The organism is Sphingopyxis sp. Root154, from assembly GCF_001427105.1.
Taxonomy (GTDB): Bacteria; Pseudomonadota; Alphaproteobacteria; order Sphingomonadales; family Sphingomonadaceae; genus Sphingopyxis.
The window spans coordinates 379,097-395,797 of sequence record NZ_LMGI01000004.1; the positions used below are offsets into that span (position 1 = coordinate 379,097).

The following is a 16,701-nucleotide window of genomic DNA, read 5'->3' on the forward strand; positions in this document are numbered from 1 at the left end:
CCGGTCGAGGGCTTCGCCCTCTTCGCAACGATAAAAACTGTGGACGGCGCGCCCATCGGACGATGCGGCGCGCCGATCCGTATGACATGCGATTGAAACATGACTCCATCGCCTTTAGGGCTGGCGAGAATGGCACCGAAGACAGCCGAAGCGTGGAAGATTGAAGCGGGATGAGCGGATCGCTTTCCCCGACCTTTTTGTTCGCCATCGGTCTGTTCGCCGCACTCTGGCTGCTCGCCGGATTTTGGGCGACCGTGCGCGGGATCGCGATGCAGCGGCGCGCGGCGTTCGTTGCGGGGCAGGCTGAAAGGCTTGCAAGCCTCGTCGAAGCGTCGCCCCAGCTTCCCGTCATCGTCCGCGCCGACTGGCGGATCGAGGCGAGCGAGCGGCTCGGCCGCTGGTTGGGGCTCGAGCGCGGGCCGCGCAATTTCGACGAGCTGCGCGGGTTGGGCAGCGGGCTCGACGCGGCGGGCCATGATGCGCTGCGGCAGGCGATTCTCGGCGCGCAGCGCGGCGCGAAGCCCTTTACGCTCAGCCTGAAGCCCGAGGGCGGCGACAGGGCGATCATCATCCACGGTGCCGCGGCGCCGAACGCGGTCGGCGGGCCGGGCGGCGTGCTGCTCTGGCTGAGCGACGCGACCGACGGACAACGGGCGCTGGCGCATGCGCGCAGCGAGCGCGACGAGGCGATGGCTGCGTTCGAGGCCTTGTCGGGGCTGATCGAGGCGGCGCCCTTCCCGATGTGGTTCCGCGACACCGACCTTCATCTCGCGCTCGTGAACACCGCCTATGTCCGCGCGGTCGAGGCGAAGAGCGCGGTTGCGGTGATCGATGGCGCGATCGAACTGTGCGAGACCGTGGCGGGCGTGAGCGCCGCCGAAGCCGCCGACGAATCGCGCATCGCGGGATCGGCGCAGGTTCGTACGATTCCGGTGACGATCGAGGGCGAACGCCGCATCATGCGCGTCGTCGACGTGCCGCTGGCGCCGCAAGGCGGCCGCGTGATCGGGATCGCGGGCTATGCGATCGACATCCAGGAACTCGAAACCGAACGCGGCGCGCACCGCCGCTTCGTCGACACCCAGCGCGAGTTGCTCGACCGATTGTCGGCGGCGGTCGCGCAATTCGGTCCCGATCAGGGGCTCAATTTCGCGAACCTGCCGTTCCGCCGCCTGTTCGGTATCGAGTCCGACGATGTTGCCGAGGCGTTGCCGTTCGCACGGCTGCTCGATGCCTGGCGCGAACGCGGGCGGACGCCCGAGGTGCGCAACTATCCCGAATGGCGGCAGGCGCATGTCGACTGGTTCGCGCAGCCGGGTGCAAGTGAAGAGGATTGGCTGCTGCGCGACGGCACGCACCTTCACGTTGTTGCGCAGCCGACCCCCGACGGCGGGCTGCTGCTGATCGCCGAGGATAAGACCGAGCAGGTACAGCTTGCGGGTGCGCGCGACACGTTGCTTCGCGTGCGTACCGCGACCTTCGACAATCTGTTCGAGGCGGTGGCGGTCTTCGCGCCCGACGGCCGGCTGCATCTGTGGAACCAGCGTTTCCGCCGCCTGTGGGGCATCGACGAACCGACGCTCGCGGCGCATCCGCGCGTCGATGCGCTGATGGGCGGGCTTGCCGACCGGCTTGCGAAGCCGAACCAGATCAGCATCGTACAGGAAGTGATCCGCGCCGCGACGCTCGAGCGGCAACAGCGCGTCGGCGAGGTCCGCTTCGCCGACGGGCGCCATTTCGATTTCGCGTCGATCCCGCTGCCCGACGGCAATGCGCTGCTCATCATGCTCGACATCACCGCGAGCCGGAAGATGGAAGGGGCGCTCCGCGAACGCAACGAGGCGCTGGAAGCCGCCGACAAGGCCAAGACCGCCTTCCTGTCGCGGATGAGTTATGAATTGCGCACACCGCTGACCTCGATCGGCGGCTTCGGCGAGATGCTGCAGGCGGGCTATGCCGGCAAACTTGGCGACCAGCAGCGCGTCTATATCGACGCGATCATGGATTCGGTCGCGGTGCTCTCCCGCCAGATCGACAATGTGCTCGACCTCGCGCAGGGCGAGGCGGGGACGCTCGCGGTCGAACGTGCGCCCGTCGATATCCGCGCGCTGCTCGAAGCCGCGCTCACCGCCGCCAAACCCTTTGCCGACGGCGAGAAGGTCGAACTTGTCGGCAATATCTCGGCGAACCTCGGGAGCATCGACGGCGACGCACCGCGACTGTCGCGCCTCGTCGCGGGGCTGCTCGATAATGCGGTGCGTTTCACCGCGCCGTCGCGAAAATCGGGCGCGCGCGTGCTGCTGCACGCCGACGGCGATGCGCGCGGCATCGACATCATCGTGTCGGACAACGGGCCGGGCATGCCCGAGGCGGCGGCGGCGGTCGCCAGGGGGCAGCACGCGGGGACCGCGACCGGGGGTATCGGGCTCGCGCTCGCGCGCCAGCTCGTCGCGGCGCATGGCGGGACGATGGAAGTGGTGAGCGAGCAAGGCCAGGGCACGCTCGTGCGGATCAGTCTGCCGCGTGGCGCATGACGGTTTTTACCTGCAACTACGGCTTGGACGATGCCGAGCGGATCGGCGCTGCGATCGGGACGGCGCTGATCGCGGGCGACGTCGTGTTGCTGTCGGGCGACCTTGGCGCGGGCAAGACGACGCTGGCGCGCGCGATGCTGAAGGCGCGCGGGCTCGCGGGCGAGGCGCCCAGCCCGACCTTTGCGATTGTCCAGCCCTATGCGCCGCCCGAGGTCGATCTGCCGATCGCGCATGTCGATCTCTATCGCATCGAAGATAGCGACGAGCTGATCGAGCTGGGTCTCGACGACTATCTTTATGAAGGCGCGCTGCTCATCGAATGGCCCGAGCGGCTGGGCGACGAAAGCTGGCCGGACGCGCTGCTGCTCACGATTTCGGGTGAGGGCGACGCGCGCGTCTTGACAGCGACAGTGCCGCCCGCTTGGGGAGCAAGATGGCCGCTCCGATGATTCCGCCTCCCCATGCGCCGGCGTTCCTTGCCGCGCATGGCTGGGGCGACGCCCAGATTTTGCCGCTCGCCGGCGACGCGTCCTTCCGCCGCTATTTCCGGATCGTCGACGGCGACCGGCAGGCGGTGCTGATGGACGCGCCGCCGCCGCACGAGGATCCGCGGCCGTTTATCGCGGTCGCCGAATTTCTGTGCGAGCAAGGGCTGACCGCGCCGACGATCCTTGCGCGCGACCTGGAGCGGGGGCTGCTGCTGATCGACGATTTCGGCGACGTGCGGCTGCGCGAAACGGTCGACGAGGCGCCGGACACCGAGGCCGAACATTATGCGGGGGTCACCGACCTGCTCGTCCACCTCCACGCGCGCGCGCCGATGGACGGGCTTCCCGTGCATGGGCTCGATCAATGGCTCGACGAGGTAATGCTGTTCAGCGACTGGTATTGCCCGGCCTTCGACATCGAGGTCGACCGCGCCGCGTTTCGCGCCGCATGGGCCGAGGTACTGACGCCGGTCGAGCATGACGGCTTGCCGCGCGTCACGGTGCTGCGCGATTATCATGCCGAAAATATCATGCTCGTGCCCGGCAAGGACGGCATCACGCATTATGGCTTGCTTGACTTTCAGGACGCGCTCGTCGGCCATCCCGCCTACGACCTCGCCTCGGTGCTTGAGGATGCGCGGCGCGACGTGAGCCCGGCGGTCGAGACGGCGATGCTCGCGCGCTACATGCAAGCGACGGGGCAGGACATCGAGAATGCCTATTGGGCGCTCGCGGCGCAGCGTAACACGCGTATCCTCGGCGTGTTCGTCCGCTTGTGGAAGCGCGACAACAAGCCGCATTACAAGAGCTTCCAGCCGCGCATGTGGGGGCTGCTTGAGCGCGATCTCGCGCATCCGGCGCTTGTCCCCGTTCGGCAATGGTTCGACGCCAATGTCCCCGCTTCGAAACGGGCGGAGGCTTGGTTGTGAGCGTGAAGATCGAAAGCGCGATGGTGATGGCGGCCGGGCTCGGCAAGCGCATGCGCCCGCTCACAGCGACGCGTCCGAAACCGCTGGTACGCGTCGCGGGCAAGGCGCTGATCGACCATAGCCTAGACCGCATCGAGGCCGCGGGCGTCGAGCATGTCGTCGTCAACGTCCATTATCTCGCCGACGCATTGGAAGCGCACCTCGCGGCGCAGAAGCGCAGCTTCAGCATCGCGATTTCAGACGAGCGCGACCTGCTGCTCGAAACCGGCGGCGGGATGGTCAAGGCACTGCCGCAGCTTCGCGGCGATCCGATCCTGATCGTCAACAGCGACAATATCTGGACCGACGGGCCGCAGGACAGCATCCGTTACCTCGCGCGCCATTGGGATGGCGACAAGATGGATGCGCTGCTGCTGCTCATCCGTCAGGCGAGCGCAACCGGACACGGCGGGCGCGGCGATTTCCATATGGACGGCGACGGCAAGCTGTCGCGCCGCAAGCCGGGCCGGATCGCGCCCTTCGTTTATACGGGTATCCAGCTCATTTCGCCGCGGCTGCTCGATGGCGCGCCCGAGGGCGCGTTTTCTACCAACATCTTGTGGGATCGCGCGATTGCGGCGGGGCGGCTTTATGGCCTGTCGCATATGGGGCAATGGTTCGACGTCGGCACCCCGGCGAGCATCGCGCCGACCGAAGCCGCGCTGACGGATGGCTGACGCCAAGCCCACCGTCTTTTCCATTCCCGTCCAGCGGGCCTTCGCCGATGCGCTCGCCGCCGGATTGATCGCTCGCTACGCCGACGGTGCGCTGGGGCTGGCGCAGGGCCTGATCATACTGCCGAGCAATCGTGCGCGCAGCGCGGTGCAGGCGGCGTTCGTTCGCGCGGGGGGCACGGGGTTGCTGATGCCGCGGCTCGCGGTGATCGGCGATGCCGACCTGGACGAAAGCGTCGCGCTCGCGCTCGACCCGATCGACGAGAGCGACGCCATTCCGCCCGCGATCGACGCGCTAAAGCGGCGGCTGATGCTCGCCGGGCTGATCGAGAAGCATAACCCGGCGGGCGAGGAACCGATCACCGGCGCCGCGGCGTTCCAGCTCGCCGAGGGGCTGGGGCGCGTGATCGACCAGCTCCATTATGAAGAGATCGCGCCCGCGCGGCTCGCCGATATCGAAAGCGCGCTCGGCGACCTTGCCGGGCATTGGCAGGCGTCGTGGCGGCGGTTGTCGCTGCTCGTCGACCAGTGGCCGAAGCTGCTTGCCGCGACGGGGCATATCGATCGCGCCGATCGCCGCAATCGCCTGCTGGACCGCGTGACCGAAGGATGGCGCATAGCACCGCCTGCGCGCTTTGCGATGGCGGCCGGTGTCACCACCGCCGCGCCCGCAATTGCGCGGCTGCTGCGCACCGTCGCCGATCTTGCCGAGGGTATGGTCGTGCTGCCGGGGCTCGACCTTGGCATGGCGAGCGAGGAATGGAACGCGCTGGGGCCGGTGAAAGCGGACCTCGACAAGCCCGGCGCCGAACAGTTTGGGGAGCGCCCGCTCGAGACGCACCCGCAATATCATCTGAAGCTGCTGCTCGGGCGCATGGGGGTGGCGCGCGATGAGGTACAACCGTGGGACTCGACGTCGCCCTTCGACGGCCCCGATGCGCGCGCGCCCTTCACTTCGCTGCTCTTCGCGCCCGCCGCCTACACCGCCCGCTGGCAGCGGGCGGGCGACCTCAGCTCCGGCATCGCCGGAGTCACCGCGGCGGTGTTCGCCGACGACGGGCAGGAGGCGCAGGGGATCGCGCTGATGATGCGCCATGCGCTCGAAACGCCGACGCGCACCGCCGCGCTGGTGACCCCCGACCGCGCGCTCGCGACACGCGTCGCGGCGGCGCTCGCGCGCTGGGACATATCGGTCGACGACAGTGCTGGGCAGCCGCTCGGGCAGACGCCGCCGGGGGCGCTGCTGCTCGCGCTCGCCGAGTTCGCCGCGGCGTTCGATCCGGTGCGGCTGGTGGCGCTGTTCGGGCACCCGCTGGTGCGTGCGGGCGAAGCGCGGCTCGCCTGGCTCGATCAGGTGCGGCGGCTCGACCTTGTGCTGCGCGGGCCCGGGCTGGTGCCCGGCTGGGGCGGAGTCACCGCGCGGATCGCCAAACGCGCCGACGATTCCAAGGGGCGCGGCCATGCCGAAGCACAGGCGATCGGCGACTGGTGGGCGGATGTCGCCGCCGGACTGGGCAACGCGCTCGCGCCCTTCGCGGCGGGCGTTGCCGCGCCGCCTTCGGTCCTGCTCGGCGCGTTGCAGGCGGCGCTCGGCTGGCTGACCGGCGAGGGGGCATGGACCGGTCATGCCGGGCGGGCGCTGTCCGAATTGTTCGACCGCTGGGCGCTCGCGAAGGGCGACGGCCCGGCGCTCGTCGCGCCCGCCGACTTTCCGGCGATGCTGGCCGACCTCTTGTCGGGCGAGAGTGTCCGGCCGCCTTATGGCGGGCACCCGCGCCTGTTCATCTGGGGCCTGCTCGAAGCGCGCCTGCAGCGTGCCGATGTGATGATCCTCGGCGGGCTCGACGAAGGCCGCTGGCCGCAGCAGCAAAGCCCCGATCCGTGGCTCGCGCCCGGCATCCGCCGGATGCTCGGACTCGCGGCGCCCGAACGGCAGCAGGGCGCGGCGGCGCATGATTTCGCGGGGGCGTTTGCGGCGCGCGAGGTCGTCGTGACGCGCGCGCAGCGCAGCGGCGGCGATCCGGCGGTCGCGTCGCGCTTCTGGCTGCGGCTCGCGGCGCTCGCGGGCGAATTGCCCGAGGCGCGGCTCGGCGAGCAGTCGGTGGTGGCGCTTGCGGCGATGCTCGACGTGCCGCCGGGCGTCAGCGCGCCGGCCGAAAAGCCGAACCCCGTACCGCCGCCCGCGGCGCGCCCCGACCGGATCAGCGTGACCGGGGTCGACCAGCTCGCGCGCGATCCCTTTGCCTTTTATGCGGCAAAGATATTGCGGTTGAGCGAGCTCGATCCGCTGAGCAGGGGCCCCGATGCCAAATGGTTCGGCATTCGCGTCCATAAATTCCTGCAGGACTGGCAGGCGGCCGGACTGACCGAAGCCGCGTTCGATGCCGAGCTGGCGGCGCTGCGTTCCGACCCGGCGCTCGATTCGCTGGCCAGCGCTTTCTGGTTGCCGCGGATCGAGCCGTCGCTGCGCTGGGCGGCCGAGCGCGTCTGGGTATCGCGCGACGAACGCTGGCCGGTCGCCAACGAGGTGCGCGGCGAACGGATCGTCGACGGCATCCTGCTTTTCGGGACCGCCGACCGCGTCGACCAGACCGCCGACGGCACGCTCGCGATCGTCGATTACAAGACGGGTGCGGCGCCGTCGGCCAAATCAACGGGCGACGGGCTCAACAGCCAGCTTGGTCTTCTGGGCTTGCTGGCGCAGGAGGCGGGCCTTGGCGACCTCGCGCCCGAAATCGTCGACGCGTTCGAATATTGGGAGCTGAAGCGCGATCGGAAGAAAGAGGTCGATGGCGCGGTGAAGGCGATCCGCGGGCAAAAGCCCAAACCCGCGACCGCGGCGGCGGTCGTTGAGCGCGCGTGCGAAGTGCTCGCCGACCTGAGTGCGCGTTACCTGTTGGGGCAGGAGCCCTTTGTTCCGGGCGATACGGGCAAGCGCTATGCCGATTTCGACCATTTGATGCGCCGCGACGAATGGTTCGGGCGCGGCGACGCCGACGCCGATACTGACGAACGCGCGACCGACGAGGGCGCGGCATGATCGACCCCGACAAGCTGCTCAAAATGCTCGATATCGGCCAGCGTGCCGCAGCGCAGCCCGACGATCATGTATGGCTGGGCGCGTCGGCGGGGACGGGCAAGACGCAGGTGCTGTCGGCGCGCGTGTTGCGCCTGATGCTGGAAGGCGTGTCGCCCGAGGCAATCCTGTGCATCACCTTTACCAAGGCGGGCGCCGCCGAAATGGCGCATCGCATCCACGAACGACTCGCGATGTGGGTGCGGATGGACGACGGCGACCTGCGCACCGAACTCAAAGCACTGGGACTGGACCTTGAATTCATCGGTTATGATCACGGCGTCCCGGCGCTGATCGAACGCGCGCGATCTTTGTTCGCGACGGTCATCGACAGCCCCGGCGGCGCCGTTCGCGTCCAGACGATCCACAGCTTTTGCCAGACCCTGCTCGCCAGCTTCCCGCTCGAGGCGCGGATATTGCCGGGGTTCCGCGCGCTCGAAGATAGCGAGGCGCGCGCGCTGCAACGCGAGGTGCTGGGCACGCTGCTGTCGCAACCGGGAGGCGACGGCGATCATATGCGCAGCATCGCCGCGATGCTGGCGCGCCGGCTGGGGCAGGATGCAGCCATCGCCTTCCTCGCGCGCTGTGCGAGCAGTTTTACGGCGGCGAATGCCCCGCGCCTTGCCCCGCGCGCGACCGACCTGCGAACCGCGCTCGGCCTGCCGCAGGGCGATCCCGCCGACTGGCGGGCGGCGGCGATTGCCGGCGGCGCCGTCGCCGACGCCGATATTGCGGCCGTGGCGCTGAGCGGCCGCGACTGGGCGACTAAGACCGGCGATGCACGCGCCGATATCATGGACGACTGGCACCGCGCCGATTCGCATGGGCGCGCGGCGATGCTGGCCGCGGTGCGCGGCTGCTTCCTGACCGGCACGGGCGATCTGCGCGCCGACTATACCAAGGAAAAGGGCGCGATGCGCGGCTGCCTCGGCGCCGCTGAACGGATCGTTGCCGCCACCGGCGATCTTTTGGCAACCGCCACCGCGATGCAGGTCGCCGACGATCTGGCGGCGGCGTGGGACCTCGGCAGCCGCTTTGCCGAAGCCTATGCCCTCGCCAAGCGCGACAAGGGTTATGCCGATTTCGACGACCTGATCAGCATCGCCGGCCACCTGCTCGCCACCGGCGATTTCGGCGACTGGGTGCGCTTCAAGCTCGACCAGCGCACCGACCATATTTTGGTCGACGAGGCGCAGGACACCAACGCGCGGCAATGGGCGATCATCCTGTCGCTGGCGGCCGAGTTTTTCGCCGGACTGGGCGCCAAGGACGACCGTGTCCGTACGATGTTCACCGTCGGCGACCGCAAGCAGGCGATCTTCGGCTTTCAGGGCACCGAACCCGCGGCGTTCGAGGCCGCGCGAATCCGCTTTGGCGAGCGCGCGGCGGCGGGCGGCAGGCCGTTCGAGGATGTCGATCTCGACACCAACTACCGCTCGAGCCCCGCGGTGCTCGACGTCGTCGATGCGTGGATCGCGGCGGGCGCGCCTGAACTGATGGGGCTGGAAAGCGACGAGCCGCCGCACATCCCCGCCGATTTCAACCGCGACCGCGCAGGCCGCGTCGAGCTGTGGGAGCCGCTCCCGGTCGGCAAGGCGCTCGATGCCGCCGCCGATGACGAGAGCGATCGCGAAGACGGCGAAGAAGAAGCCGGATCGGGCGAATCGTCCGTCGCAGCGAGCGATCCTGCCAGCCTGCGCCTGTCGCGTGCGATTGCCGACGAGGTGCAGGACTGGATCGAACATGGCAAGGACGGGCGGAGCGTCGCGCCGGGCGATATATTGATCCTCGTCCGCCGCCGCCGCGATCTTGCGGCGCGGATCGTCGCGCGGCTGCAATCGCGGCACGTGCCGGTCGCGGGGGTCGATCGGTTTTCGCTGACGCAATCGCTCGCGGTGCAGGATCTGCTCGCGGCGATGCGCTTTGCGGTTCAGCCGCTCGACGACCTCAACCTCGCCGGCCTGCTGGTCTCGCCGCTGCTGGGCTGGACGCAGGACCAGCTGTTCGGTTTCGCCCATCGCCGCAAGGGCTGCGCCCTGTGGGAGCAGCTTCGCGCGCGTGAAAGCGACGCGCCGCCCGAAACGATGGCGGCGCTGCGCGGATTGCTCGGCATGGCCGATTTTACCACGCCGTTTCGTTTCCTCGACGCCATCCTGTCTGGGCCGCGGGGCGGGCGGCGCAAGCTGTACTGCCGGCTGGGCCGCGAAGCGCGCGATCCGATCGACGAGTTGCTCGGACAGGCGCTTGCCTTCGAACGGCGGGAAGCGCCATCGCTGCTCGGCTTCCTTGCCCATATCGCCGCCAGCACAGCCGAGATCAAACGCCAGACCGAGGCGCGCAGCGACGTCGTGCGGGTGATGACCGTCCACGGGTCCAAGGGGCTGCAGGCGCCGATCGTCATCCTTGCCGATGCGACCGACGATCCGCGGCCGCGACGCCTGACCTTCGACCTGTCGATGGGCGCGTGGGACAAGCTGCCGGTGTTCGGGCTGGGCAAGGACGAACGGCACGGCGCGATCGCCAAAGCGCATGACGACAAGGAAGCGGCCGAGCGCGAGGAGCATTGGCGATTGCTCTATGTCGCGATGACGCGCGCCGAGGAATTGCTGGTGGTCACCGGGATCACCAAGACTGCCGACCGCACGCTGCCCGACAATAATTGGCACAGCGCGGTCGATGCGGTGATGGCCGACATGGGAGCCGATTGGCAGGATGCAGGGCCGCGCTGGGGCCGCAAGCGCGTTTATGCGGTGCAGCCGAAAAAATGGGCGCGTCCGCCGAAGGACAAGGTTCGGCCAGGGGCGCCGCCGATTGTCGTGCCGCCTTGGGCGGCAAAATCCGCCCCCGAGGAAGCGCGCCCGCCGCGCCCGCTCGCGCCGTCGGCGCTGGGCGAGGACGATGTCGCGTCGCCGCCGCAGGGGGGCGAGCGCGCGGTCGCGGTCGAGCGCGGTTTGCTCCTCCACGCGCTGTTCGAGCGGTTGCCGCCGGTTCTGGCCGCGCGTCGCCGCGCGGCCGCATCGCACTGGCTCGCGGTACAGGCGGCGGCGCTCGATGAGGGCGCGCGCGCGGCGATGGTCGACGAGGTGCTCGCGGTGATCGAGGATCCGGCGCACGCCGCGCTTTTCGGCCCCGGTTCGCTGGGCGAAGTGCCGCTGTCGGCGGTGGTCGACGGCGTGGTCGTGGCGGGGATTGTCGACCGGCTGCTCGTCACGCCCGACACGGTGACGGTGATCGACTACAAGACCGGGCGGCATGTGCCGGCGCACGCCGCCGATGTCGCACCCGCCTATCTGCGGCAGATGGCGGCGTATCGCGATGCGCTGAGGGTGATCTTTCCCCGCCGGCGCGTCGAGACGGCTTTGCTCTATACGGCCGGGCCGCGGCTGATCGTGCTGGGCGATGACCTGCTCGACGCGCACAAGCCGGGCTTGCCTGCAACCAAGGCGAATTTGCCGGGTTGAGCCCTTGAGCCGGACGCACCAACGCCTTAGCTTGGAGGCAACGATATTTCAGGAGTTCAGACTATGAGTACCAAAGCGATCACCGACGCCAGCTTCCAGAGCGACGTGCTCGACAGCGACACCCCCGTGCTCGTCGATTTCTGGGCCGAATGGTGCGGTCCGTGCAAGATGATCGGCCCGTCGCTCGAGGAAATCTCAGACGAACTCGCGGGCAAGGTGGTGATTGCCAAGATCAACATCGACGAAAATCCCGATGCGCCGGGCAAATATGGTGTGCGCGGCATCCCGACGATGATCCTGTTCAAAAATGGCGAGATCGCCGACACCAAGGTCGGCGCGGCGCCGAAGAGCGCGCTCAAGGGCTGGCTCGAAGGCGCGCTCTGACCCTATTTTCGCCACCCCGGACGGGGTGGCGTATTATTTGAGCTCGTCTGGCGACAAAAAGTTTAAATTGCCGAAGTTTGACGGTCTTTAGCAACCTCGCCTCCCCTCTCGCAACGTCATGCTCCTTTTTGGGCTTGGCGTCGTAGGGCGTTTGGAGAAGCCATCGAGCTTACATCCGGTCGATTTGGAGATGCAGGACGTTCGTGAGAAGCGCCAGCTCCGCGGTGCCGATCGCCGACCATCCCATGGCCTTTTGCGCGATGATCCTGCGGGTATGGAACGACGGGATGCTCGATACGAGCAATATCGATTGCACGCGCGATTCGGCTGACACGTCGGGCTCGGACTTGATTCGGGATATCAGCCGCGCGTTGCGCTCGATGCCGGGCAGCCACAGGCGATCGTAGAAGATATCGAAGGCCGGACCCGGCTCGGCGAGTTCGCGGGCGATGATGCCGCTGCCGAGCCCATAGGTCGCGTTACCCAATATCAGTTCCACCGATGCGGCCATCAGGTTTTTGAGCGCGTCGCGCGCCTCTTCGGGCCCCGATGTCGACTCGATGGTCCGCCTTGCCCGGTTTACGGCGTCATGGTTCGCGCGTTCGAAACGCTCGACTATCTCCCCGGCGCACGCGCGATATAGCCCTTCCTTGCTGCCGAAATAATAGTTCAGCGGCGGAAGCGTCGTCTTCGCCCGTTCGGCGATGCGGCGCGTCGTCGCGGACTTGAATCCCGCCGCCCCGAACTCGATCAGCGCCGCGTCCAATATGCGCTGACGCGACTGGTCGCCCTTGGGCGACATGTTCGACACCGCGTCTCTTCCGGGCTGTGCAACGGGCCCTTCGACCGAATCTCCCATCGTCATGATCAACCTCAAAGCTTCTTCGCTGCAACGGACCTGTCGTGCGTAAAGCAAATGCCCGCGGGTTGGCAAACATCCGGTTTCCGGCAGAATATCAGGCTTTCGGCGCCCTTTGAAAAAATACTTAGAATACTATTGATTTCCGCTGTTTCAAAATATATCACTTGATACATAATAGGGAAGGCCCGGAGTCGAGAGGTGCGAAAAGCGCCTCGTGGGACGCCGGCCGTGAACATGGGAGAGAGGGATGACACGCCACCACCGGGCCTTGACGGCACTTGCCACCGGAAGCTTGATGATCGCGTTTGCCCATCCCGCAGCGGCGCAGGAGGCCGAAGCGGCCGGGGCGACCGATACGGCGGGCAGCGAAGACATCATCGTCACCGCCTCGCGCCGTCCGCAAACGCTTCAGGAAGTGCCGATTTCGGTGGGTGTCGTGACCGGCGACGCGATCGAGCAGCAGGGGCAGCGCCTGTTCACCGACCTCCAGTCGTCGGTTCCCAACCTCCAGATCGACAACACCAATGGCAATTACGCGATCACCATTCGCGGGCTCGGGTCGGGCGCGAACAATCTGGCGTTCGAGCAATCGGTCGGGCTGTTCGTCGACGGCGTCTATTCCAGCCGCGCGCGTTCGTTGCAGGTGCCGTTCCTCGACGTCGAGCGCATCGAGGTCGTTCGCGGGCCGCAGGGTGCGCTGTTCGGCAAGAACACCAATGCCGGTGCGATCAGCATGGTGACGCGCCGTCCGACGCGCGATTTCGAGGCCGAGTTCCGTGCGGGCACCGAACTGGCAGAAGGGGGCATGAATTTCAGCGGCTATCTGTCGGGACCGATCAGCGACACGCTGAGCCTCCGGCTGAGCGGCGGGGCAGGGCAAGCCGACGGCTATATCGAAAACCGGCTGACGGGTTTCGACGACAACGGATCGAAATACCGCTCGGGGCGCGCGCAATTGCTGTGGGAGCCGAGCGAGGATTTCGAAATCCTGCTCAAGGCCGAGGGGTTCCGGAACGAGATCAACGGGTCGAATGCCGTCTACAACAATATCGGCAATCCGAACTGCAACCTCTGCAATATCATCCGTAACGCCAGCGGCGGCGCCGACGCGCAGGACAAGCCCGGCTTCTGGCGGTTCAGCCGCGGCTTCCCCAAGGAATATGATGTCACCAAGTCGCGCACCGGCGCGATGACGATGAACTGGACCCCGGGCGACTGGACGGTCAACTCGATCACCGCCTATCAGGCGGTGGATTCGGAGCGCACGTTCAACACCATTCCCGGCCCGATCAACCTGCTCAACACATTGCAGGCCGAAGAGAGCAGCCAGTTCTTCCAGGAGTTGCGCGTCTCGCGCGATGTCGCGGCGGGCATAAACGTCGCGTTCGGCGCCACTTACACGGACGCCGATCTCGATATCCTGCAGCTCGTCAGCTACAACGGCAATCTGGTCGGGTCGACGCTGCCGCAGGCCGAGGGCAAGCGCGGCTTTACCCAGTCGTCCTGGTCGCTGTCGCCCTTTGCGATCGTCGAGGCCGAACTGACCGATGCGCTGACCGTCAGCGGCAGCCTGCGCTACAGCTATGAAAAGAAGAATGCGCGCGGGACGAGCACCAATGTCGGGCCGCGCATCCCCGCGAACAATCTGGATTTCGACATCAGCGGCAGCCGCACCGAGAAGCTCTGGGATTATTCGCTCCGCCTCCGCTACGAATTCAGCCCCGCGGTGTCGGCCTATGTCAGCTATGCGACGGGCACGAAGGGCGGGGGGTTCCTGTCGAACGACGGGCTGCTCCTCTACAACATCCGCAACAACGATGGCCGTTTCGACTTCGACGACGAACGCGCGCGCGCGTGGGAACTCGGCACGAAAATGCGCTTGTTTGACCGCAAGCTCGACCTCGACATCGCGCTGTTCCGGACGCGCTTCGCCAATCTGCAGGTGTCCTCGTACAACGGCACCGCCTTCATCACCGGCAACGCCGCCAAGGCGACCGCGCAAGGTGTCGAGGTCGAGGCGCGCTACCGGCCGAGCCAGGTCGTCAGCCTTGGCGCCACGGGGGCTTATCTGGACGCGAAATATAACGACTATCCGGGCGGGCCATGCCTCTACAACGCGCCGGTCACCTGTACGCCAGCAACGAACAATCTGTCCGGCGTGCGCCTGACCCGCGCGCCCGAATGGAAGGCGTCGGGCTATGTGCAGTTCGATGTGCCGGTGAGCGAAGACCTGATCGTCAGCGCCCGCGGCGCCGCCGACTACACGTCGAAATCCTATCTGCAGGGCGACCTGAACCCGCTCAATACGCAGCCGGGCTATGTAAAGGTCGACGCGCGCCTCGCCATCCGCAAGGAAGACGGCGCGTGGGAACTCGCGCTCGTCGGGCGTAACCTGACGAACGAGGTGACCTTCAGCCAGGCGATCAACACACCGCTGCTCGGCGGGAACAGCCATGTCGTGATGATCAACGCGCCGCGGACGGTCAATCTGGAAGCCGTGCTGCGCTTCTAGGCACGGCATCGATTGGACATGGAAAGGCCCCGAGATGGTTTGGACTGTTGACCGCCGGACATTCGTAGGCGGGCTGGGCGGCGCCGGGGCGCTCGCGGCGTCGGGCGCGCGGGCCAGCGTGTCCGCCGCGGACCGGCGCAAGCTCAACATCCTGATGATCGTCACCGATCAGGAACAGAGTATCGCGAGCTTCCCGAAGGGGCTCCTCGAAAAGCTGCCGGGGCACCGCGAACTGATGGCGCGCGGGCTGCTCGTCGAAAACTACCATGTCCAGACGACGCCGTGCAGCCCGTCGCGCTCGACGATCTTCACCGGGCATCACACGCAGCGCACGGGCATCTATCTGAACTCGAGCGGCGCCGAGGATCCGGTGCTGCCGACCGACCTGCCGACGCTGGGGCATATGATGCGGTCGGCGGGCTATTACACCAGCTACAAGGGCAAATGGCACCTTTCGCCGATCAACGAAAAGCGCAACTGGAACCAGGTGTCGGGCATGATCTACCCGGCCACCGAGAAAGCCATGGAAGAATATGGCTTCGACGATTACGGGTTCGACGGCGAGGCGGTCGGGCTGACGTGGGACGGATACCGGCACGATCAATATATCGCCGCCGATGCGTCGCGCAGCATTCTCGATTTCAAGGGGCAGGGCAGCAAGACCGCCGGCCAGCCGTGGTTCATGGTCGTCGGCCTGCTCAACCCGCACGACATCATGTTCTATGATGCGACGGGCAAGCAAACCGAGACGCGCGCGCATCCCTATCTTCTGGGGCCGCTCCGCCGCGAACCGGGGGATCCGCTCTATGCCGAGGACAATGGTTTCGAGCTGCCCGAGAGCTTTTACCGCGACGATCTCAGCGGCAAGCCCGAGGCGCATCGCGGCATCGCCGCGTCGAACATCCGCACCTATGGCGCGATGGATCATGGCGACGAAGCGTCGTGGCGCCGTTTTCGCAATTATTATTACAACTGCATCCGCGACGTCGACCGCCGGATCGGCCAGTTGTTGTGGGCGCTCGAGACGAGCGGCCAGCTCGAGAACACGATCATCGTCTATACCGCCGACCATGGCGAACGCGCCGGGGCGCACGGCATGCGGCAAAAGGGCGGCACGATCTACCGCGAGGAAACGAACGTGCCGATGATCATCGTCCATCCCGATGCCGCGGGCGGGCGCCGCTCGCGCCGCCTGATGAGCGCGGTCGATATCGCGCCGACCCTGCTCGCGCTGGGGGGGAAGGATGCCGGCTGGCGGAAGGAGCATTATCCCGATCTGCCCGGCGTCGACGTGACGTCGCTGCTGACCGATGCCGATGCGCGCACCGAACGCGACGTCCGGGGGCATTTGTTCAACTACGCCGTGGGTTATGGCTGGGCGCCGAAGGCGGGACAGCCCGCGACCGCCCCTTTTACCGACCGTTTCGACCTCTCGCGCCGGCGGTTGCACCGCGGCGTGCATGACGGCCGCTGGAAATTCGCGCGCTATTTTGCGCCTGCGCATCATCGGCACCCGCAAAACTGGGCCGAATTGTCAGCGAACAACGATCTCGAACTCTATGATACGCACGCCGACCCCGACGAGATCGTCAATCTCGCCGCGCGGCCCGAGCAGCGACGCAACATGACGCGGCTCAATGCGATGGTGAACGCGCTGATCGCGCGCGAGGTCGGGACGGACGACGGCAGCGAATATCCGGGGCCGACCGAGATATATAATCGGCCATGGCCGGGATGAGAGC

Annotated in this window: 10 protein-coding genes; 9 read left to right on the top strand and 1 reads right to left on the bottom strand. The window is 67.1% G+C overall.

All coding sequences use genetic code 11. From position 1 onward, the window contains the following. The first annotated feature begins 170 nt into the window (after window positions 1–170). From ASD73_RS21420 to trxA, 7 genes are all read left to right on the top strand, one after another. Window positions 171–2,534: a PAS domain-containing sensor histidine kinase gene (locus tag ASD73_RS21420; protein WP_056368097.1), complete on the top strand. Its 2,364-nt coding sequence runs from the start codon at window positions 171–173 to the stop codon at window positions 2,532–2,534. Beyond that, complete coding sequence (tsaE, locus tag ASD73_RS21425) at window positions 2,531–2,983, top strand: tRNA (adenosine(37)-N6)-threonylcarbamoyltransferase complex ATPase subunit type 1 TsaE (RefSeq protein ID WP_056368098.1); 453 nt, start codon at window positions 2,531–2,533, stop codon at window positions 2,981–2,983. Before ASD73_RS21420 ends, tsaE begins: the two co-directional genes overlap by 4 nt. Beyond that, window positions 2,980–3,951, top strand: a complete 972-nt coding sequence (locus ASD73_RS21430; RefSeq protein ID WP_056368288.1) for an aminoglycoside phosphotransferase family protein — start codon at window positions 2,980–2,982, stop codon at window positions 3,949–3,951. The genes tsaE and ASD73_RS21430 overlap by 4 nt, the downstream gene beginning before the upstream one ends. Next, window positions 3,948–4,667 (top strand): nucleotidyltransferase family protein, encoded by a 720-nt coding sequence (locus tag ASD73_RS21435; protein ID WP_235534635.1) that lies wholly within the window; start codon window positions 3,948–3,950, stop codon window positions 4,665–4,667. Before ASD73_RS21430 ends, ASD73_RS21435 begins: the two co-directional genes overlap by 4 nt. Beyond that, window positions 4,660–7,704 carry a double-strand break repair protein AddB gene (gene addB, locus ASD73_RS21440; protein ID WP_056368103.1) on the top strand — a complete coding sequence of 1,015 codons (3,045 nt, stop codon included), beginning with the start codon at window positions 4,660–4,662 and terminating at the stop codon, window positions 7,702–7,704. Before ASD73_RS21435 ends, addB begins: the two co-directional genes overlap by 8 nt. Next, window positions 7,701–11,201 (top strand): double-strand break repair helicase AddA, encoded by a 3,501-nt coding sequence (gene addA / locus ASD73_RS21445; protein ID WP_056368105.1) that lies wholly within the window; start codon window positions 7,701–7,703, stop codon window positions 11,199–11,201. The genes addB and addA overlap by 4 nt, the downstream gene beginning before the upstream one ends. A gap of 63 nt (window positions 11,202–11,264) precedes the next feature. Then, window positions 11,265–11,585 carry a thioredoxin TrxA gene (gene trxA / locus ASD73_RS21450; RefSeq protein WP_037513673.1) on the top strand — a complete coding sequence of 107 codons (321 nt, stop codon included), beginning with the start codon at window positions 11,265–11,267 and terminating at the stop codon, window positions 11,583–11,585. A gap of 169 nt (window positions 11,586–11,754) precedes the next feature. On the opposite strand, the gene ASD73_RS21455 is transcribed toward trxA, so the two are convergent. Continuing rightward, window positions 11,755–12,450: a CerR family C-terminal domain-containing protein gene (locus ASD73_RS21455; protein ID WP_056376161.1), complete on the bottom strand. Its 696-nt coding sequence runs from the start codon at window positions 12,448–12,450 to the stop codon at window positions 11,755–11,757. A 292-nt stretch (window positions 12,451–12,742) separates the two neighbouring features. Here ASD73_RS21455 and ASD73_RS21460 point away from each other — a divergent pair, with 292 nt between their 5' ends. Continuing rightward, window positions 12,743–14,959 (top strand): TonB-dependent receptor, encoded by a 2,217-nt coding sequence (locus ASD73_RS21460; protein WP_162248182.1) that lies wholly within the window; start codon window positions 12,743–12,745, stop codon window positions 14,957–14,959. A gap of 34 nt (window positions 14,960–14,993) precedes the next feature. Further along, window positions 14,994–16,697 carry a sulfatase-like hydrolase/transferase gene (locus ASD73_RS21465; protein ID WP_056368111.1) on the top strand — a complete coding sequence of 568 codons (1,704 nt, stop codon included), beginning with the start codon at window positions 14,994–14,996 and terminating at the stop codon, window positions 16,695–16,697. Window positions 16,698–16,701 lie beyond the last annotated feature (4 nt).